Below are 20,576 nucleotides of genomic sequence, written 5' to 3'. Positions count from 1 at the left end.
GAGCATTTCGAAATCATTGCAAGTGCTTTTAACCCCATGTTTTAATGAGTGTTCTATTTTTATGCACCATTATGATTCATTAATAATCACATTTACACTTAACCCTATAATATTGAAGCAAAAATATTAATTTAATATTTCTGCTTCTTTTTTTAATCACTATTTCGCTTTTGAAGGTTTTATATTCACACTTAAAATTTTAATAGGATTTTTTGGCACATCTTGATGCATACCAAATCTACCAGTAGGCACTTTTGCAATTTTATCGACAACATCCATGCCTTTAGTTACCTGACCAAACACAGCATAACCAGGATTCATTGGCGCTTTATTTAGAAAATCATTATCCGCAATATTGATAAAAAATTGGCTTGTTGCTGAATCAGGCTGGTTTGTACGTGCCATGGCTAAAGTGCCACGGTTATTCTTTAAGCCATTATAAGACTCGTTCTTGATTGGAGGTCGATTCGCTTTTTCTTTCATCGATACATCTAATCCTCCACCTTGGATCATGAACCCTGGAATAACCCGATGGAAGATTGTGCCGTTATAAAAATTAGCTTTCGCATAAGTTTCAAAGTTCTTTACTGAAATCGGAGCTTTATCATTAAACAACTCGATTTCGATATCTCCTGCTGATGTTTTGATTTGCATATGCGTATTTGCTGCCAAAGACAAAGTACTCATCGCCGCAACAGAAGCACCTAACATCATTTTTTTAAACATACGCTATCCTCTTATTGATGTTTTATCTTATCTATTATTCACGAATCAATCGCCAGAAAAGATTCAATTTTTTGTTAAGCATCAAAGTATTTTTATTCGATTGCTGTATATAAAGAAAAAATCCTGAGTTTCGTTTGAAACTCAGGATTTGAAAGTAAGCATCTATTAACTATTTTTATCCCAAAATCTTCTAAACTCTTTACTCATTTCAATCAACAATTTTTTAGAACGCCCTGAGACTAGTGTTAGATTAATAAATCCGTGTGTTTGATCTTCAAAATCTTGATACAACACTTTAGTGCCATTTTGACGTAATTTGTGGGCGTAAATTTTGCCTTCATCATGCAATACATCATGTCCCGCTGTAACAACATAAGCTGGTGCCAATTTTTTTAGATTGCCGTATGTTGGGGAGATTAGTGGATTATCCAAAGCAACTTTATGTCTTGTCGCGTAGTATTCTGTCACATAGTCAATATCACTGTTGGTTAATACTAAACCATCTTTATACGCAAAGAATGATGGATGACGACTTTTGAAATCAACCGCAGGATATATTAAAAATTGAGCTTGAGGCGCATAACTAGCATTCAATGCACGTTGAGCAACGACAGCACTAATATTACCGCCAGCACTATCTCCTGCTACAGCAATACGATTTTTTAAGATTTTAAAGTGACGGCGATTTTGATATACCCATGCCAATGCGTCTTCACATGATTGAATCAATGATTGTGGAGAAACTTCTGGCGCTAACGGATAATCAATACTGATCACTTGTGCTTTTGCATAATTCGCAATGATTCGGCACGCTTCATCATGTGTATTCACACTTCCGACAACAAACCCACCACCATGATAAAACACAATCATTGGTAATTTTTTATTCGGAGCAGGATGATAATGTCTGGCAAATACAGTACCACTTTGTAAAGGAAGACGAATATCTTCTACATATTGAACATGAGATGATTTATGTGTGATGGATTGGATTTGATTTTCAAATTCTTTTCTTGATTTATCAATATCAGCGCCAATAAAGCCTGATTTTCCTTGTTTCAACTGTGCAGCCATCAAGCATTTTGTAAAACTATCGAGTTGAGGATAGTCATAGGGATAGCCAAGTAACTTCACTAGAGATTCTTGAACGATCTTTGGGAGTCGATCTAATGCACGTCCTGCAGAACCCTGACCATTTTCAAGTAATTGTTGTATTTTTTGATTCACGATTCCGATCCTTTTAAAAATCCGTATTCTTCATATTTTCTACACGATCAGCCATTTCATGACTATTTTGTTAACTAAGTCTACTGATCAATATACAAACTTCAATCCCATTTACGCTAATCTGACTATAGCAGTCTTGTCATTGACTATTTAATCCAACATCAGGAATTTTTTGGTTGTCCTGATTCAACATATAAAGGTGAAAGCTATGGCAATAAAAGTAATGATAATGTCATTGGCCACAGCAGTTCTTGCAGTCGGTTGTGTGGCCTTCCCTGATGATGGCCCTTATTATAATGGTAATTATGACCATCGTTATGATCGTGATTATGATCGCAACTATGACCGTCAACGTTGGGAGAGAGAACGCGCACAACGTTTACATCAACAGCGCCTTGAACAAGAAAAGCGCAAACGTGAATATGAACGTCAACGCCAACAACGTGAATTAGCAGATCGACGTAATAAAGAACGTGCTGAGCATGATCGTCGTAAAAAGATTGAACAACGTCAAAAGGAAATTTTAAAACAACGTCAAGCTGAACGTAATCGTTGGAATCAAGATAATCGTAAAAAAGCGATTGAAGAACAACGTAAGCGCTTAGAACAGGATCGCAAGAAGCGAGAACAGGAACGTCAACACGATCGCCGAGATCGTTAAGCTTTCTTGGACTCAAGACAATTGATTTAAAGTTACCTCACAAACCTAACATTCACATTTGAATGTTAGGTTTTTTTAAGTGCTGTGATTCTAAAAATAGACAGTAAAGGCATCCTATTTACTCTCTATTCTCTGCTTTTTCATAAAATTTAATCCATTATAAGCAGTTTAAATGAATTAAAATTCATTGCATTTTACTCAACAACTTGAGGGGCTTCTGCACCTTCAGCTGGGACAGCTTGAATCGGTTCAGCAGACTCTACATTTGGGTCAGCTTGTACAGCCACACCATTTTGGGTATCCATTTCAGTAGTTGCCGCTTGCGCTATTGAAGCATCTGTTTGTGTGGTCGCTTGAGCAGTTTCAGCAGATTGGTTTGAAGTACAACCTACAGTAGCAAAACCAATAGCTGCAAATGCCAGGGAAATGAGACCTAATTTTTTCATTGTTTAATTCCTTACTTGAAACATTCAAAGTCAGAGTTAACTTTGAAGGCTTATCATTCCTGACTTTTTTATTTCATGCGTCAGTTCTTGGTTCAAGTTTCGATGACTTCAGGTTGAACTTATGAAAAAAGTGTAAAGAAAATGCAATTCAACTTTTATAGTTGAATATATCTCCTAAGCCATTTATTTAATTTATTTTTTAGTGAATATGTGGTGCGATATAAGCCCTTTTTGAAGGTGACTGAATCACAGTGTGGCTACACGGTATATCTGTTGCTTAACATTGTTACTCAGATCTCGACAAGCAAAAAAAACTCATCCAAGGAGGTTGGATGAGCTATTAAAAAGCAAAAACAAAATAAATAGAAACTACAGCGTTAGTATCTGGTTAAAGATAATACAGTTTTGATTATTTAAAAGGAAAGACTTGTTTTATCTGAATCTATATTTTTTATATATAAAATATACACTAAATCATATTTTTATAATCTTTCTTCAGCTCATCTCCTCTTCTTATTCTAGACTTTAGATTTCTCTAAATGGATCGAAAAATTTTCATTCCTTGTTGTAAAGATGAATTTAGTAGAAATAAACATCGTTTAAGCTTGAATTATTTATAGTCGCCCACATTACCTTTGTATTGATGAATTACACACGCATGGCAGTTCAGATTAACGCAGTTAACACTGATGCCAAAGGACTGTACATGTTTAAAAACCCATTTAAGCGGAGATCTTCCATGGCAAATGAGCAAAACGAACAAACTCAGGACGTTCAAACGGAACAAACTGAACAGCAAGTTGAAAATCAACAAGCTGAAGTTGAAGTTTCTGTAGAAGACCTTCAAGCGCAAATCGCAACGCTGACTGAAAACTTAAAATATGAAAAAGCAGTTGCTGCAAATGCGAAGTATGAAGCAGAAAAAACCAAAGAACGTTTAGAGCGTGAAGCGGATACTGCGAAAAAATTTGCTTTAGAGAAATTTGCAAAAGAATTATTGGATTCAGTTGACAACCTTGAACGTGCAATTGCTGCTGCAGGTGATGAAAAAACTCCTTTATCAGAAGGTGTAGAACTCACACTGAAGTCATTATTAGCAACATTAGAAAAATTTGGTGTTGTGGCAGTTGACACTGAAAATGGTTTTAATGCTGATTTGCATCAAGCAGTAGGTATTGCTCCAGATGCAAAAGCGGGTGAGATTGGTACGGTACTTCAAAAAGGTTACACCCTTTCTGGCCGTTTACTTCGTCCTGCAATGGTCATGGTAGGCCAATAAGTCAAGAAATACGGGAGTTTGTAAAAATTTTTTAAGTTTTTAACTTGAAAAATAATGAATGGCTCTCATATCGGATAACAAGTGAAAGATCACAACAAAATTTTCGAGGAACACATCAATGGCTAAAATTATTGGTATTGACTTAGGTACTACAAACTCATGTGTTGCAGTACTTGAAGGCGATAAAGTTAAAGTAATCGACAACGCTGAAGGCGCTCGTACAACTCCGTCTATTATTGCGTATAAAGATGGTGAGATCCTTGTTGGTCAATCAGCTAAACGTCAAGCAGTAACAAACCCGAAAAATACATTATTCGCGATTAAACGTTTGATCGGTCGTCGTTACGAAGATCAAGCAGTTCAAAAAGATATTGGTCTTGTACCTTACAAAATCATCAAAGCTGACAATGGCGATGCTTGGGTTGATGTAAACGACAAGAAACTAGCACCACAACAAATCTCTGCAGAAGTTCTTAAGAAAATGAAGAAAACTGCGGAAGATTACTTAGGTGAAACAGTTACTGAAGCGGTAGTTACTGTTCCTGCATACTTCAACGATGCTCAACGTCAAGCAACGAAAGATGCTGGTAAAATTGCTGGTTTAGATGTTAAACGTATCATCAACGAACCAACAGCTGCAGCGCTTGCGTTCGGTATGGATAAGAAAGAAGGCGATCGTAAAATAGCGGTTTACGACTTAGGTGGTGGTACTTTCGACGTATCAATCATTGAAATCGCTGACCTTGATGGCGACCAACAAATCGAAGTGTTGTCTACTAATGGTGACACATTCCTTGGTGGTGAAGACTTTGATAACGCGTTAATCGACTTCTTGGTTGAAGAGTTCAAGAAAGAACAAAACGTAAACTTGAAGAACGATCCTCTTGCACTTCAACGTTTAAAAGAAGCTGCTGAGAAAGCGAAGATTGAATTATCTTCTTCTAATGCAACTGAAATTAACCTTCCATATATCACGGCTGATGCGACTGGTCCTAAACACTTAGTGATCAACGTAACACGTGCGAAATTAGAAGGTCTTGTTGCTGACTTAGTTGCTCGTACAATCGAGCCATGTAAGATTGCACTTAAAGATGCAGGTCTATCAACTTCTGATATCTCTGACGTGATCTTGGTTGGTGGTCAGTCTCGTATGCCACTTGTACAACAAAAAGTACAAGAGTTCTTCGGTAAAGAGCCACGTAAAGACGTGAACCCTGACGAAGCTGTGGCAATGGGTGCTGCGATCCAAGGTGCTGTACTTTCAGGTGATAAGAACGACGTTCTATTACTTGACGTAACACCGTTGACACTTGGTATTGAAACAATGGGTGGCGTGTTAACTCCAATCATCGATAAAAACACAACAATCCCTGCGAAAAAATCACAAGTGTTCTCTACAGCTGCTGATAACCAGCCTGCAGTAGACATTTCGGTTTACCAAGGTGAACGTAAAATGGCTCAACAAAACAAATTGTTGGGTAACTTCCAATTGGGCGATATCCCACCTGCTCCACGTGGTGTGCCGCAAATTGAAGTATCGTTCGACATTAACGCTGATGGTATCTTGAAAGTATCTGCGAAAGACAAGAGCACTGGTAAAGAGCAATCAATTCAAATTAAAGCAAACTCAGGTTTGAGCGATGCTGAAATTGAAGCGATGATCAAAGATGCTGAAGCGAATGCGGAAGAAGACCGTAAGTTTGAAGAATTAGCGAAAGCGCGTAACGAAGCTGATGCATTAGTTTCTTCTGCTCAAAAAGCAGTAAAAGACCTTGGCGAACAAGTAACTGCTGATGAAAAAACTGCGGTTGAAACTGCTGTTTCAGAACTTGAAGCTGCAACAAAAGAAAATGACGTTGACGCGATCAAAGCGAAAACTGAAGCACTTCAAAACATCATCATGCCGATCACTCAACGTGTTTATGAAGCTGCGCAGGGTGCTCAAGGTGGTGCGCAAGGTTTTGATCCAAATGCATTCCAAGGTGATGCTGCTGGTCAACAACAAAAAGCGGACGACGGCGTTGTAGATGCTGAGTTCACTGAAGTGAAAGATGACAAAAAATAATTTGTCCTCTTAAACGAAAACCGCGCGAAAGCGCGGTTTTTTTATTTACATCTTTGAATTTTTAAATGATTATCAGATATTTGTATCTTGCATTGCAGGCATCATAATTTCTTTCACACAAGATGCTCTAGACGTATTAAGCACAAAATGAACGGCAGCAACTACATCAGACACAGGAATTAAAGATTCATCTGTTTCTTCTAGGACAGATTCTATTGTTGTATCTAGATCAAAATCAGGTGCTAAATATCCAAGATTTAACACCGTAACGCCTATTCGATCCTTTCGTATCAACTCTCTTAAGGCATGGGAAATTCCACGTAATGCAAATTTGGTAGCTGAAAACACTATTTCTTTTCCATTGTGATTGTCTAAACCCCATGTTGAACCAATGAGGATCACTTTGGCATAATCTGATTTCTTTAAATTTTCCAAAATGGACTGTATAGATAAAATACAACTGGTGATATTTGTATTGATGATCGTTTGAATTTCTAATGCTGAGATTGATGGAAAATCATAGTCATGCGTAAAAGCATCTTGCTCCCAAACACCTACATTATAAATAAATACATCTAATGCTTTATCTCCAATTACGTCTTTAATTTTCTTGCATGCTTGGACAGGGTAAGCTAAATCAGTTTGAATCCGCTCAATCTGGCGTGGTAGTTGTGGGGGTGAGCGTGATATTCCATAGATTAAATCATCATCATTTGGAACTAAAGTAGCTAACGCTTTTCCTAGACCATAACTGATGCCATGAATTAAAAAAGTTTTATTGATTGATGATGGCACTGTCGTTTTTCCAATTTTGTTATTAGATTTCTTATGATCAAATCTCAAGTTAGCTTGAGGTCAAGTTGAATTAAAAACACAAATAAAATAGAAAAATTAAAATGACAGTTTTTATGACGATGACCAAAATAACCTGCCTATTTTAATAAAAAAGCCCAATCTACATTGGGCTCTTTATCACGAATTACTCATCAAACGAACTTTCTAACTCTTCAAGTTCCATCATCAGTTCAAGCATTTTTTCTTCTGCTTGTGCTAATTTTCCTTTAAGCTCAGTTTGTTCATTCATCAATTTTAAAAGATCATCTTTCCGAGACGCATCATAAAGTGATGCATCTCCTAAAGCATCCTCAATCTGACCTAGACGTGGTTGGATTTTCGCAATCTCAGCTTCCAGTTTTTCAATATTTTTACGAATTGGTCGGCTCATTTCACGGCGACGCGCAGCTTCTTTACGCTGTGCTTCTTTATCTACTTTAGAAACTACAGGCTTATCGATCACTTGAGATTTTACTGGCTCAGGTGCTTGCTGCCCTTGCTTCATCAACTCTGCACGTGCTTGACGTAACCAGTCTGCATAAGCGACCAGATCACCTTCAAACTCACGACATTTACCGTTATGCACTAGGAGTAATTCATCACAGACACTTGCAATCAATTGACGTTCATGTGACACCAGCACCACTGCCCCTTCAAAGTCTTGTAGTGCCATAGTTAATGCATGACGCATATCCAAGTCTAAATGGTTGGTCGGTTCATCTAGAATTAAAACATTTGGACGCTGCCAGACAATCAAAGCCAATGCTAAACGTGCACGCTCACCCCCTGAGAAGCTTTCACACGGCGTATCCATACGCTCACCAGAGAAGCCAAAACTCCCTAAGAATGCCCGTAAAGTGGCTTCACTAATCTTTTTATCTGCAATACGAGATAACTGCAACATTGGACTCGCATTACCATCTAATGCATCCATTTGATGTTGGGCAAAATAACCAATATTAAGTAGTTCAGATGCTTTACGTTGACCTTGGATTAAAGGTAAATCACCCACCAATGATTTAATTAATGTGGACTTACCCGCTCCATTCATCCCCAATAAACCAATACGGCTGGTTGGCGTGATTTGTAGTTTCACATTGGTCACAATCAGTTTGTCACCATAACCAATATCAGCACTATCCAGTTGCAACAACGGAGAACTCATTTTGGTGGGTTCACGGAAGCTAAAGGTAAAAGGCGTATCGACATGCGCAGCAGAAAGCTCTTGCATTCGTTCGAGCTGTTTAATACGGCTTTGTGCCTGTTTTGCTTTGGTTGCCTTAGCTTTAAAACGATCAATATATTTTTGCAGATGTGCACGTAGCTCAAGCTGTTTCTCATAGGCTTGTTGTTGCTGAGCTAAACGTTCACTTCGGGTACGTTCAAAGGTTGAATAGTTACCGGTATAAAGCGTTAGTTCTTGGTTTTCGATATGTAAAATATGGTCGGTAATGGCATCCAAGAAATCACGGTCATGCGAAATCAGTACCAATGTGCCTTCATATGCTTTCAACCAGTCTTCTAACCATAAAATAGCATCTAAATCTAAATGGTTCGTCGGTTCATCAAGTAAGAGTAAATCTGAACGACTCATCAAAGTACGCGCAAGATTTAAACGCATACGCCATCCACCAGAGAAACTTTTTACACTAAGTTCTGACTGATGTTCAAAGAAGCCTAGGCCAGCCATCAGTTGTGATGCTTTAGACGGCGCTGAATAGCCACTAATTTCATCAAAACGACCATATAAATTTGCCAAATCTTGATCAGACAATCCGTCAGGATGCTCAAGTTTGTGTTGGATATCCCAATACTCTTCATCACCGGATAGAACGAAATCAATCGCTTTCATATCCAGCGCTTTAATCTCTTGCGCCATATGCGCCACTGTCCAAACCGATGGTCGTGTCAATGAGCCACCATCTGATTCCATGCCCCCAAGTAATGCTGAAAACAACGTCGATTTTCCTGCACCATTGACACCTGTTAAACCAATCTTCCAACCAGGGTGAAGTTGCATAGACGCTTTTTCAAATAAAATGCGACCGCCGCGGCGAATGGTAAGTTGGTCTAACTGAATCATAGATATTCAAAAAAATAAGTATTGGATAGCGCATTTTAATGGATTTCAACCAGAACAACCAAAAATTAATCCATCTTTCATCTTCATTTCATTCTTGACATAAAAAAGCCATCACTCAGGATGGCTTTTGAATCATTCAAAACTTAACGATTTAGTCAGTAAAAGTTACTTTAGCAATGGCCTTTTTACCTGCTTGAACAATCACTGTTTTGTTTTCGTTAATTGAGAATGATGCATCCACCACTTCCCAATCAACTTTTACGGCTCCACGTGAAACAGCATCTTTTGCTTGCGCTGCATTTTTGGTTAAACCTGCTGCACGAACAATAGAAGCAATAAACATTTCACCACCGAATTCACCACGTGAAATCGTCACTTCTGGCGTTCCTTCAGGAAGCTCACCCTCTGTGATGATATTCCCTGCACCTTTATGTGCATTCGCAGCAGCTTCGCTTCCATGGAAACGCTCCACTAACTCGAGCGCTAAGATACGTTTAATTTCTTGAGGGTTACGACCTTCAGCCATTTCTTTCAATAAGCCTTCGATCTCTTCCATTGACTTGAAGCTCAGCAGTTCGAAATATCGCTCAATTAAGCTGTCTGGCATTGAAAGTACTTTTTGGTACATCGCACCAGGTGCATCAAATACACCAATGTAGTTACCTAAAGATTTAGACATTTTGTTGACGCCATCTAAACCTTCAAGAATTGGTACAGTGATACACACTTGTGGCTCTTGATTATAACGACCTTGTAAAGTACGCCCCATCAGCAAGTTAAAGGTTTGATCTGTACCACCTAACTCAACATCTGCCTCAAGCGCGATAGAGTCATAGCCTTGCACCAATGGATACAAAAACTCGTGAATCGCAATCGGCTGTTGGTTGTTATAGCGTTTAGTAAAGTCATCACGTTCAAGCATACGTGCAACCGTTTGCTGTGAAGCCAATTGGATCAGATCAGCAGCAGTTTTTTGAGCAAACCATTCTGAGTTAAACACTACCTTAGTTTTATTTGGATCAAGAATTTTGAACACTTGTTCCTGATAGGTTTTCGCGTTTTCTAAGACTTGCTCACGTGACAATGGTGGACGAGTTGCACTTTTACCTGTTGGGTCACCAATCATCGCAGTGTAATCACCAATCAAGAAGAATACTTCATGACCTAAGTCTTGGAACACTTTAAGCTTGTTAATTAATACCGTATGACCTAAGTGTAAGTCTGGTGCTGTAGGATCAAAACCCGCCTTAATTTTCAAAGGACGATTCAATTTTAATTTCTTCAGAAGATCTTCTTCTGAAATAATTTCATGTGTGCCTCGTTGAATGAGGGCAAGTTGTTCTTCAGCAGGCAGGAAATTTGACATCACTAAACCCAAATACATCTGTTGTTCAATTTGTGCGATATACTAACACTTTTTCAGCACAATGCAGGCTTAAGAATAATCATGACCACAATCTACATTGGTGTAATGACTGGCACGAGTATGGACGGCGTCGATTTTGTAGCCGCTTCTTTTGATCCATTACAGATCCATGCAACGCTGACATTAGCCTTTGATCCAGATTTACGTGATGAACTGATGGCACTTACTTTGCCAGACGATAATGAAATTGACCGCATAGGTAAAGCTGATGTCGCTTTAGCACAGATGATCGGTCATGGAATCAATCAACTTATACAAGAAAATAATCTCGATAGAACTCAAATAAAAGCTATTGGATCTCATGGTCAAACGATTCGTCATCGTCCCGAACATGGATTTACCCTTCAAATTGGTGATCCCAACATTATTACTGAAATCACTCAAATTCCTGTGGTATCAGATTTTAGACGCCGTGATATGGCTGCTGGTGGTCAAGGTGCACCTCTAGTGCCAGCATTCCATCAAGCCTTATTTCAGCATCCGACGATACACCGTGTGATCTTAAATCTCGGTGGAATTGCCAATGTCAGTATGTTACCTGCGGGTGATCCTAAAGGCGTATATGGTTTTGATACTGGACCAGCCAATATTTTGATGGATACTTGGTGTGAACGTTACACAGGGCAGCCTTATGATGAAAATGGCAATTGGGCTGCTTATGGTACGCCTATTCGTGCTTTGCTTGATCGTTTGCAATCACATGACTTTTTCTCGAAAGAGCCGCCAAAAAGTACCGGTCGTGAAGACTTTAACTTGGAATGGTTAGATGAACAAATTGCCGATTGGCGTAGCGATGTTGAATACGATGAACTTGAAGATACGCCTGAAAATGTTCAAGCAACGCTGATGAAACTCACGACACGTGCCATTAAAAAAGCCATTTATCGTTCCCCTATGGACACAGGTGAAGTTTATGTCTGTGGAGGTGGTGCATACAACTCACAATTATTAGAACAATTACGTTGGCGTTTACGTAAACATGAGTGGAGTGTTCAAACCACAGCAGATTTGGGATTAGCACCGACTTGGGTGGAGGCGACCGCTTTTGCGTGGTTGGCTATGCGATTTGTAAACCAACTTGCTGGTAATTTACCTGAAGTGACAGGAGCTCAAGGAGATCGAGTTTTAGGAACGATCACTGCGGTTTAAATGAAGAATCGATGTATCCACTATCCTGAGTTGATACATCGATTAACTTAAATAGGTGCAAAATTCAATTTTGAAAGTGCCGAGTTAACAGCAAAGATCCGATGTCTACATTCAGTAAAGCCATTTTCCCTTAAACGCTGAAGATGCATATTTAGATAGTCCTCTGCATCTGCTTGGCTTTTAAATAAGTAAATTCCACCTGCTTCTTTGGATACTTCATTTTCAGTCCAAATTTTCCAAATCAAGCCTTTCTCATTTGCTATTGAATCCGCGAGTGTTTTGAAACTTTCAAACATTTCATGACCCCAAGGTCCATCATAGGGAAAATCAATTTGTAGAATAATTGCCACTCAACTTTTCCTTATATACGCGCATCTTTGATTAAGTCATCAATAGCTTGTGTTAATTTTTCCAATGCCACATGACCAGAGCCTATGATTTTGACATTGTCTCCATGACGTATCACAAAACTTGGGAACCCTTTTATGCCCCAACTTCGGTTAAGCTTGAACTCTTCATAGGTCGCTGTTTGGGTCTCAGGTAATTCAAACAAAGTTGAGAATACGTCGAAATCCAGCTCAAACGTTTCACATATACTTCGATAATATTCAAGCTCGTTCGGATCTTCACCATCCACATAAAATTTATATTGGATTGCTGAAAAAAATGCCAAAAGTTTTTCATCGTGATGATCATGGTCTTGCCAAAGTTGTCGAGCAACGTAAACAGCACGTGCTGAAGGCTCGGTATCATAATTAAAATGTACTCTTTCTAACAATTTTTCAGTGAAAGGTTGTTGAGTCAGTCTCTGAATATTTTTCCATTCGGTGCGTAAAAAATTCTTGAAAGTATCGGTCCAAACATCACCTCCGCCAGGTCTTAAACCACCGCTAATCACTTGAAAGCCAACACCATGCTGAATTGCATATTCACGCGCTTGTTTAATGATATTTGAACTTCCCCAACACCATGAGCACATTGGGTCACCCACATAAATCAGGCTGAGGTCAGATGCTACATTGACCACTGCATTTTGGCCTTTTTCCAATTCGGCTACTGAACAAGTACCGGTTTCTAAATCACAATTCATTGTCATTGCTATGTTCTCAATTTGCTACATCTGATCGATTGACTTAACTTAGCGGTTCTATAATGATGTGAATAGACAATAAAAATGAAAGGTGGTGTTCGATTTTATGAACAGCTTACCCTACTCAATCGATGACCTATATTGGTTCGTACTGATTGCAGATGCTGGAAGTTTATCTGCGGCAGCAAGACGTTATGATATTGCTAAATCCACGTTATCCAATCGACTTTCAAGACTTGAAGAATCCTTAAATATTAGATTATTAAATCGAAATACTAATTCAAGCTCACTGACTGATGCTGGGAAGATTTTCTTAAAAGAAATCTCCCCCCTATTTCATCAGATTGAATCTCTGACGAATGATCTCACACAATTAGAAATACAACCCAAAGGTCGAATTCGAATAGCTGCTTCGGGAACTTTTGGAAAATTGGTGGTATTGCCTTTAATCTCTCAATTTTTAATTGAATATCCACACATTGATATTGAAATTGATTTGAATGACACTAAAGTTGATTTGATTTCTGGAGGATATGACTTAGCCATCAGACTTGGTGATTTAGCAGACTCTACACTCCATGCTCAAAAGGTTGGACAAGTTCGAAGAATTTTATGCGCCAGTCCAACCTATCAAATGCGTTGTGGCATTCCTGAACACCCAGAGCAACTGTGTGATCATCATTTTATCTCACATAACCGCGAGCTGTCCAAAATCAAACTTTTCAAAAACGGTACGATAAAAAAATTTAAAATTTATACCCATTTGATGGTGACACCATCCGAACATGCACTTGCTGCTGTAGAAGCACATTTAGGTATTGCCGCCGTTGCAGAAATCCAAGTGGCCCATCAATTAGTCAACTCAACGTTGATTCATATTTTACCTGAATGGTCTCTAATCCCTGAAGATGTCCACTTGGTTACTCCGAGCTTAAGCTATCGTACCTTAGCTTTGAGACTTTGCTTAACGTTCTTAAAAAAACAAATCCCAATACAAATACACCGTTTAATCAACCCATAATATTGTCAGACAATGAACGACCTTCTTTCACCTAGAACTGACCCGTTCAGCCCTAGTCCTATCATCCAAATTTGATAAAGATATGTAAAGGAAAGAGGGTATTGATTATGGAAAAACAACAACGAATCACTGAGTTTCAAAAAGGTAATCTTATTTTTGATGTAATAGACAGCGGTCCAATCGATGGCACTCCAATTGTGCTATTACATGGTTTTCCTGAAACATCAAAAATTTGGAAGCATAGTGCCGAAATACTAAACCAACATGGTTTTCGCACCTATGCGTTAAACCAACGTGGATATAGCTTAAGGGCTCAACCGAAAAAACGCGCAGATTATGCCATTCAACATTTAGCAGATGATGTAAATGTTTTACTCGACTTAATTGGAGAGCCTTCATATATCGTAGGACACGACTGGGGCGCAGTCGTTGCTTGGGAAGTTGCTCTACGTTATCCTAATAAAATTAAACATTTGACCGCGATCTCCGTCCCTCACAAAGCAGCATTTATGCGGGCTTTTTACAGCAGTACACAACTTTTTAAATCCTATTATATGGGACTATTTCAGCTTCCATGGATACCTGAGTTGCTCTTTAATAAAACACCTCAAATTGGCGAGGCTTTATTAAAAAATTCTGGGATGACAGTTGAACAATTAAATGACTTTAAACAAAAAATGATCATAGAAAAACGGCTCAGCCCATCACTCAATTGGTATCGAGGTTTACCTTTTAGCTCTAATAAAACGCTATTCAATAAAGTCAAAGTTCCCACTTTATTTATTTGGGGCAAAGATGACGTTGCAATTGATGCTAAAGGTGTTCAGTTCAATCAAAATTATGTTGAAGGTCCATATACGGAAATTCATTTAGATGCGAATCATTGGATTCCAGTTCAAAATTATCATGAGCTGACTGATTTAATTCTGAAAGAACAGCAAAAATTATCATAAAAAAAGCCCGCTTAGCGGGCTTTTTTTTGCTGCATATTAAATTGAGAATGAAGATCCACAACCACATGTCGTTGTCGCATTAGGATTTTGCACGATAAAGCGTGATCCTTCCAAACCTTCGACATAATCAACAACTGAACCAACGAGATATTGATAACTCAGTGAGTCAACAAGCATCTTCACATCACCATTCACAAATTCAGCATCGTCTTCATTTTGAGATTCAGCAAAATTGAATCCATAAGAAAAACCAGAGCAACCACCACCTGTCACATATACACGTAACATCAAATCTTGATTTCCTTCGCTCTCACGAAGTTGACGAACTTTATTCGCAGCATTGTCAGTCAGCTCAAGTGCTTGGGCAGTCATGATGGATTCCTCAAAAAATTAAATAGGCTTTGAAATTAAAAGACCATATATCAAGTATAACATACTCAATATATGGTCATAACTCGAACTTTAAAGTTTATTCAGAGTAAATTTATCGGATTTAAATGTAACGTCCTATGAACTTATTTGTAGTTCTCATCCTGCAAGCTACATTCGAAGTTTGTCGGTTCATTCTTACAACGGAACTGCCAAAGTAGTTTCATCATTTGTTTGTTGTAAACACCTTGTTTAGTAAGTGCAATACGAGATTCACGCATCAATTTTTGATAACCAGGTTTATCTCCAGCTGGAACATTCATCCAATATTTAGCCGGAATATCCGCTTTCATTTTGCCTAAAATTTGATTCGCACGTGGTAATTGTGTTTTCACCCAATCACGCGATTTCTGTCCGAAACCTTCAGGGAATTTATCATGACGAATGATGATATTACCGGTCACTTGAAGAATTGGATAATTCACAATTGCACCTTTCGTTCCTAGCCCTTTATGAAGTTCTAAAGGACGGAATACCGCTGCTGGTGCACCAATAATATCAACTTGGCCATTATTGAATTTACTACCAAAATTAGTGACATCAGAACTCTCTGCTTGCGCACCAATTTGCTGTACCATAATTTTTTGTGCCTGATCATAATCAAGTACGGCGATCTTTTTACCCGCAGCTTTAGCAACCGTATTAATACTACGATCACGCACCATTAAATAAGCATCGCCGACAGGAATCACACCTGCAACTTCATAGTTGCCATTTTTCATATGCTTTGCAAAGGTTGGACTTGCTAAACCTTGCATAACTTTGACAGCTAAATTGAGATTAGTAATCGCACCAATAGCATCTAAAGAGCCAGTGAAATTATTAAACTGACGACCGCGCATCCCTGTGATACTGACACCGTCACATTTACCTGCTTTGAAATCTTCAGCAATTACGCCTTCATTTTGTCCGACTTTAAGCTCAATATCAGCTCCCCACTGCTTAGCAGCAAGTTGATAATCTTTCATTAACGCATAGACATCACCGTTTTTCCCGACGAGATCAAACACGCAGACGACTTGCTTTGCTTGTGAAGCCGTTGCAGCAGTCATTAAACCTGCTGATAGCAATAATGTTTTGGTTAAATTCATTTTATTGTTTCCTATTCCTTCTTTCTTATAGTCTCGAATATCCCATATCAAACACCTTAAACTTCAGTGTCAGTGTGTTGAACTAAAATGAGATTACACGATCCAATTGTGTAGATACTGATCCTGAGATGCTGTATGTATATGGTTTTTAGATACAGATCATTTAAATAGTACTTATTGTGATTAAAGCATACTTTTTTCTTATAAATGTGCATTGGCGAAAATGACATAAAATGAATAAAAAAAAATCCTAGACCAGGTCTAGGATTTTTTCTTTAGAAATCAGAATTATTCACCACCAAGTGAACATTCGAAGTTGGATTTATCGACAGAGCAACGTGCTTTCTTAAGAACAGACATCATCTCTTTGTCATAAATACCTTGTTTAGTGAGATCCATACGACCATCACGAAGTAGTTTTTGATATTTCAGCTTTTCTTCAGCTGAGAATTGCATTTTGTACTTAGCAGGAATTTCACCCTCTAAACGCTTGATCATTGCGTAGCTTTTCGGCAAGTTTTTAACAAACCAATCACGTGATTTTTGACCAAACCCTTCAGGGAATTTTTCAGGCTTCATCACAAAGTTTGCTGTAATGTGTACTACAGGGAAATCAAACATTGCCCCTGTATTGCCTAAACCTTTATAAATTTCAAGAGGCTTATAGGCATATGCTGGTGCACCCACCATATCCACCTGACCATTATTGAACTTCGCAACAAAGTTCGAAACATCAGATCCTACTGCTTGAGCACCGACACGTTGCACCATAATTTTTTGTGCTGGATCATAGCTTAATACTGCGAATTTCTTACCAGCGGCTTTTTCAATAGAATCAATTTTTTTATCACGCACGAAAATATATGCCGCGCCTAGTGGTGCAATACCAGCAACTTCATATTTTTTCCCGCCGAGATTTGTGACCATCTTTGCAGCATTACGTTTGTCTAAAGCAAAAGTAATCGCCCGTTGTGCAATTGCATTTGATGGTGCGCCACCTAAAGAGTCAATCGAACCCACAAACTTGTTATATTGACGAGAACGCATCGCTGTTAAGAAAACAGCATCACACTTACCTGCTTTAAAATCATTATCGGCTACAGCCTCATCTTGACGTGGAATCAGATTGATATCTGCACCCCAGCCCTTTGCTGCCAATGCCCATTCTTGAGCCATTTGGAACGATTCACCAGACTTACCGAGTAAATCAAATACACACACATCAACCTTTGCTTGAGCAGTTGAAACCATACCCATGGTTGAAGCCGCCAATAAAGCCAGAGTTGTTTTTTTCATTCTTAGTTCCTTTTAAGCATTTAAATGGATTCTTTTCCATGACAAAAATTTTAATCACTCTCTATTTAAAAAAATAGAGCTATTGCTCTATTATTTATTATTCAATTATAAACTATTGAATTTTATAATTTTAATTATTTATTAATTTCGTAAACGCTTATTTAATTATCTTTATATTTCATATAATAAATAGAATATGTGACTTAAAGCACATCATTTTATTGAAATTAATTCCAAAAAAATGACTTAAGATTTTAGATTAATACAAAAAAAGCACTCCTAAGAGTGCTTTTTTTAACTTATAGCATTAAGCATCAATATCTGCATTCAATGCATTCTCTTCAATAAATGCACGACGTGGTTCAACATCATCACCCATGAGACAAGAGAACATGCGATCTGCTTCAATTGCATCATCAATCGTCACTTGAAGCATATTACGATTTTCAGGATCCATCGTGGTCTCCCAAAGCTGCTCTGCATTCATCTCGCCCAAGCCTTTATAGCGTTGGATCATCATGCCACGGCGTGAATCTGCCAATACTTGTTGCCATACTTGATGGAAGTTAGCAACATTGACTTTACGCTCACCTTTTTGCAAATAAGCCCCGTCTTCAAGTAACGTAAACCAACTCTTTGAGTTTTGAAGTAAACGTTTATATTCACCTGAACCTAATAAACCAGCATCTAATAAATAGTGATGAGGAAGGTTGTGTACATACACTGTTAAACGTGGCCAGTAATGTGTTTCACGTGAACCATCTGCGAGTTCTTTTTCGAATGCTTCGAGCGTGAATTCAGGTCTTAAGCTTGGCTGTTGTGTTTCAATTGCTTGACGCAATTGCTCTGCCCAAGACGTCACATAAGCTTCATCTTGATTTTGATCTAATTTAAAAGCATCTAAACCAAGTAAAGCATCTAACAAAGTTGCAGGATAACGAATCGTTAATCGCTGTAAGCTTTTTTGTGATGTCTGATAATCAGCAATGACTTTTGCAAGCGCTTCACCACGAATCGCAGGTGCGTCAGCACTGATATGTAATGCCAACTCATCAATTGCATTCGAAATTAAATATGTTTCAAGCGCATCATTATCTTTAATATACTGCTCTTGCTTACCTTTCTTTAATTTATAAAGTGGTGGCTGAGCAATATAAATATGACCACGTTCCACTAATTCCGGCATTTGACGGAAGAAGAACGTTAATAACAACGTACGAATATGTGAACCATCCACGTCCGCATCGGTCATAATAATAATTTTGTGGTAACGTAATTTGTCTGGATTATATTCTTCACGACCGATACCACAACCTAATGCTGTAATCAGTGTTCCGACTTCAGCAGAAGAAATCATCTTGTCAAAACGAGCACGTTCCACGTTTAAGATTTTACCTTTGAGCGGTAAAATCGCTTGCATTTTACGGTTACGACCTTGTTTCGCTGAACCACCTGCTGAATCACCCTCGACAAGATATAGTTCAGATAAAGCTGGATCTTTTTCTTGGCAGTCCGCCAATTTACCAGGAAGACCTGCTATATCAAGCGCACTCTTACGACGAGTCATTTCACGTGCTTTACGCGCCGCATCGCGTGCACGTGCTGCATCAATAATTTTACCCGCAATTGATTTAGCTGCAGCTGGATTTTCAAGAAGATATTCTGAAAAAGCTTTATTCATTGCTTGTTCAACAGCAGGTTTAACCTCGCTCGATACCAATTTTTCTTTGGTTTGAGAAGAGAATTTTGGATCAGGAACTTTCACTGAAACAATTGCTGTTAAACCTTCACGTGCATCATCACCAGAAACCGCAACCTTCTCTTTTTTGAGTAAGTTTTCGTTTTCCATGTAGTTATTTAGGCCACGAGTTAAAGCAGCTCGGAAACCAGCTAAGTGAGTACCACCATCTTTTTGAGGAATGTTATTGGTAAAGCAACGTACGTTTTCTTGGTACGTATCATTCCATTGCAATGCAACTTCAACACCAATGCCATTATCAGCTTGCGTGGTAAAGTGAAAAATATCGTTAAGATGCGTTTTTCCTTCGTTAATGTATTTAACGAATTCTGATAAACCACCCTCATAATCAAATACATGTTCTAAACCAACACGTTCGTCACGTAGAACAATTCGAACGCCCGCATTTAAAAATGACAGTTCACGTAAACGACGAGCTAAAATATCGACATTGAAAATGGTCTGACTGAATGTTTCAGCACTTGGATAAAAACGTACACGTGTACCCGAACGATCTGTATCGCCCACCACCTTTAAAGGGTATTGAGGGTCACCATGGCGGTATTCTTGTTCATGAATTTTACCAGCACGATGAATAGTGAGTTCCAGTTTACTAGACAAAGCGTTTACAACTGAAACACCTACACCGTGTAAGCCACCAGAAACCTTATAGCTGTTGTCATCAAACTTACCACCCGCATGAAGAATCGTTAAGATGACTTCAGCAGCAGATACACCTTCTTCAGGGTGAATATCTGTGGGAATACCACGACCGTTATCTGCGACAGAAACAGATTCGTCTTCGTGAATGGTAACCAGAATTTCATCACAGTGACCAGCAAGGGCTTCATCAATCGAGTTGTCCACCACTTCAAACACCATATGGTGTAAACCAGTACCATCATCCGTATCACCAATATACATGCCTGGACGCTTACGTACTGCGTCTAAACCACGTAATACCTTGATGCTAGAGGAATCATAAGCCTTTTCAATGGTTTGTTCTGTTTGAGAAGCAGCTTGATCTTCTGAACTCATGGTTACTCCCTAGTGAAAAAAAGG

18 protein-coding genes are annotated in these 20,576 nt (G+C 38.6%); 6 read left to right on the top strand and 12 right to left on the bottom strand.

Going from position 1 to position 20,576, the window contains the following annotated elements:
• Nucleotides 1-159 precede the first annotated feature (159 nt).
• Both AC1M9D_RS10475 and AC1M9D_RS10470 read right to left on the bottom strand, forming a co-directional pair.
• Nucleotides 160-726 (bottom strand): peptidylprolyl isomerase, encoded by a 567-nt coding sequence (locus AC1M9D_RS10475; RefSeq protein WP_481612132.1) that lies wholly within the window; start codon nucleotides 724-726, stop codon nucleotides 160-162.
• Between the two features lie 165 nt (nucleotides 727-891).
• On the bottom strand, nucleotides 892-1,962 hold the full coding sequence (locus AC1M9D_RS10470) for an alpha/beta hydrolase (RefSeq protein WP_035269477.1): 1,071 nt from the start codon (nucleotides 1,960-1,962) through the stop codon (nucleotides 892-894).
• A 199-nt stretch (nucleotides 1,963-2,161) separates the two neighbouring features.
• Here AC1M9D_RS10470 and AC1M9D_RS10465 point away from each other — a divergent pair, with 199 nt between their 5' ends.
• On the top strand, nucleotides 2,162-2,614 hold the full coding sequence (locus AC1M9D_RS10465) for a hypothetical protein (protein ID WP_481612131.1): 453 nt from the start codon (nucleotides 2,162-2,164) through the stop codon (nucleotides 2,612-2,614).
• A 194-nt stretch (nucleotides 2,615-2,808) separates the two neighbouring features.
• Here AC1M9D_RS10465 and AC1M9D_RS10460 read toward each other — a convergent pair whose 3' ends face one another.
• A complete protein-coding gene (locus tag AC1M9D_RS10460) occupies nucleotides 2,809-3,060 on the bottom strand; it encodes a molybdenum ABC transporter substrate-binding protein (RefSeq protein ID WP_481593997.1) in 252 nt (83 codons plus the stop codon).
• Nucleotides 3,061-3,766: 706 nt separating this feature from the next.
• Between AC1M9D_RS10460 and grpE the strand changes: the two genes are divergently transcribed.
• Both grpE and dnaK read left to right on the top strand, forming a co-directional pair.
• A complete protein-coding gene (grpE, locus tag AC1M9D_RS10455) occupies nucleotides 3,767-4,339 on the top strand; it encodes a nucleotide exchange factor GrpE (RefSeq protein WP_257219952.1) in 573 nt (190 codons plus the stop codon).
• Between the two features lie 118 nt (nucleotides 4,340-4,457).
• The gene (gene dnaK / locus AC1M9D_RS10450) at nucleotides 4,458-6,404 is read left to right on the top strand and encodes a molecular chaperone DnaK (protein WP_481612130.1); all 1,947 of its coding nucleotides are present in this window, start codon (nucleotides 4,458-4,460) and stop codon (nucleotides 6,402-6,404) included.
• A 72-nt stretch (nucleotides 6,405-6,476) separates the two neighbouring features.
• On the opposite strand, the gene AC1M9D_RS10445 is transcribed toward dnaK, so the two are convergent.
• The 3 genes from AC1M9D_RS10445 to tyrS all read right to left on the bottom strand — a co-directional run bounded on the left by AC1M9D_RS10445 (nucleotide 6,477) and on the right by tyrS (nucleotide 10,705).
• Nucleotides 6,477-7,199, bottom strand: a complete 723-nt coding sequence (locus AC1M9D_RS10445) for an SDR family oxidoreductase (RefSeq protein ID WP_481612129.1) — start codon at nucleotides 7,197-7,199, stop codon at nucleotides 6,477-6,479.
• A 184-nt stretch (nucleotides 7,200-7,383) separates the two neighbouring features.
• Entirely contained in the window at nucleotides 7,384-9,321 is a 1,938-nt protein-coding gene (locus AC1M9D_RS10440) for an ATP-binding cassette domain-containing protein (protein WP_481612128.1), read from the bottom strand.
• A gap of 151 nt (nucleotides 9,322-9,472) precedes the next feature.
• Entirely contained in the window at nucleotides 9,473-10,705 is a 1,233-nt protein-coding gene (gene tyrS, locus AC1M9D_RS10435; RefSeq protein ID WP_481612127.1) for a tyrosine--tRNA ligase, read from the bottom strand.
• A 63-nt stretch (nucleotides 10,706-10,768) separates the two neighbouring features.
• Between tyrS and AC1M9D_RS10430 the strand changes: the two genes are divergently transcribed.
• Nucleotides 10,769-11,896 (top strand): anhydro-N-acetylmuramic acid kinase, encoded by a 1,128-nt coding sequence (locus AC1M9D_RS10430; RefSeq protein ID WP_481612126.1) that lies wholly within the window; start codon nucleotides 10,769-10,771, stop codon nucleotides 11,894-11,896.
• 47 nt (nucleotides 11,897-11,943) lie between these two features.
• Here AC1M9D_RS10430 and AC1M9D_RS10425 read toward each other — a convergent pair whose 3' ends face one another.
• Both AC1M9D_RS10425 and AC1M9D_RS10420 read right to left on the bottom strand, forming a co-directional pair.
• Nucleotides 11,944-12,246: a monooxygenase gene (locus AC1M9D_RS10425; protein ID WP_481612125.1), complete on the bottom strand. Its 303-nt coding sequence runs from the start codon at nucleotides 12,244-12,246 to the stop codon at nucleotides 11,944-11,946.
• A gap of 11 nt (nucleotides 12,247-12,257) precedes the next feature.
• A complete protein-coding gene (locus AC1M9D_RS10420) occupies nucleotides 12,258-12,992 on the bottom strand; it encodes a DsbA family protein (protein ID WP_481612124.1) in 735 nt (244 codons plus the stop codon).
• A 100-nt stretch (nucleotides 12,993-13,092) separates the two neighbouring features.
• Here AC1M9D_RS10420 and AC1M9D_RS10415 point away from each other — a divergent pair, with 100 nt between their 5' ends.
• Nucleotides 13,093-14,007, top strand: coding sequence for a LysR family transcriptional regulator (locus AC1M9D_RS10415; RefSeq protein ID WP_481612123.1), 915 nt, complete (start codon nucleotides 13,093-13,095; stop codon nucleotides 14,005-14,007).
• Nucleotides 14,008-14,114: 107 nt separating this feature from the next.
• Nucleotides 14,115-14,960: an alpha/beta fold hydrolase gene (locus tag AC1M9D_RS10410; RefSeq protein WP_481612122.1), complete on the top strand. Its 846-nt coding sequence runs from the start codon at nucleotides 14,115-14,117 to the stop codon at nucleotides 14,958-14,960.
• A 36-nt stretch (nucleotides 14,961-14,996) separates the two neighbouring features.
• On the opposite strand, the gene erpA is transcribed toward AC1M9D_RS10410, so the two are convergent.
• The 4 genes from erpA to gyrB form a co-directional block, all read right to left on the bottom strand.
• Entirely contained in the window at nucleotides 14,997-15,332 is a 336-nt protein-coding gene (gene erpA / locus AC1M9D_RS10405; protein WP_035268624.1) for an iron-sulfur cluster insertion protein ErpA, read from the bottom strand.
• 143 nt (nucleotides 15,333-15,475) lie between these two features.
• Entirely contained in the window at nucleotides 15,476-16,480 is a 1,005-nt protein-coding gene (locus AC1M9D_RS10400; RefSeq protein WP_481612121.1) for a putative solute-binding protein, read from the bottom strand.
• A gap of 288 nt (nucleotides 16,481-16,768) precedes the next feature.
• Entirely contained in the window at nucleotides 16,769-17,776 is a 1,008-nt protein-coding gene (locus tag AC1M9D_RS10395; RefSeq protein WP_180029024.1) for a putative solute-binding protein, read from the bottom strand.
• A gap of 307 nt (nucleotides 17,777-18,083) precedes the next feature.
• Nucleotides 18,084-20,552, bottom strand: coding sequence for a DNA topoisomerase (ATP-hydrolyzing) subunit B (gene gyrB, locus AC1M9D_RS10390; RefSeq protein WP_035268615.1), 2,469 nt, complete (start codon nucleotides 20,550-20,552; stop codon nucleotides 18,084-18,086).
• Nucleotides 20,553-20,576: the final 24 nt, after the last annotated feature.

This window comes from Acinetobacter sp. ANC_7682 (assembly GCF_056779795.1).
The sequence above is the reverse complement of the archived record's forward strand: the minus strand, read 5'-3'. Positions and strand labels throughout refer to the sequence as shown.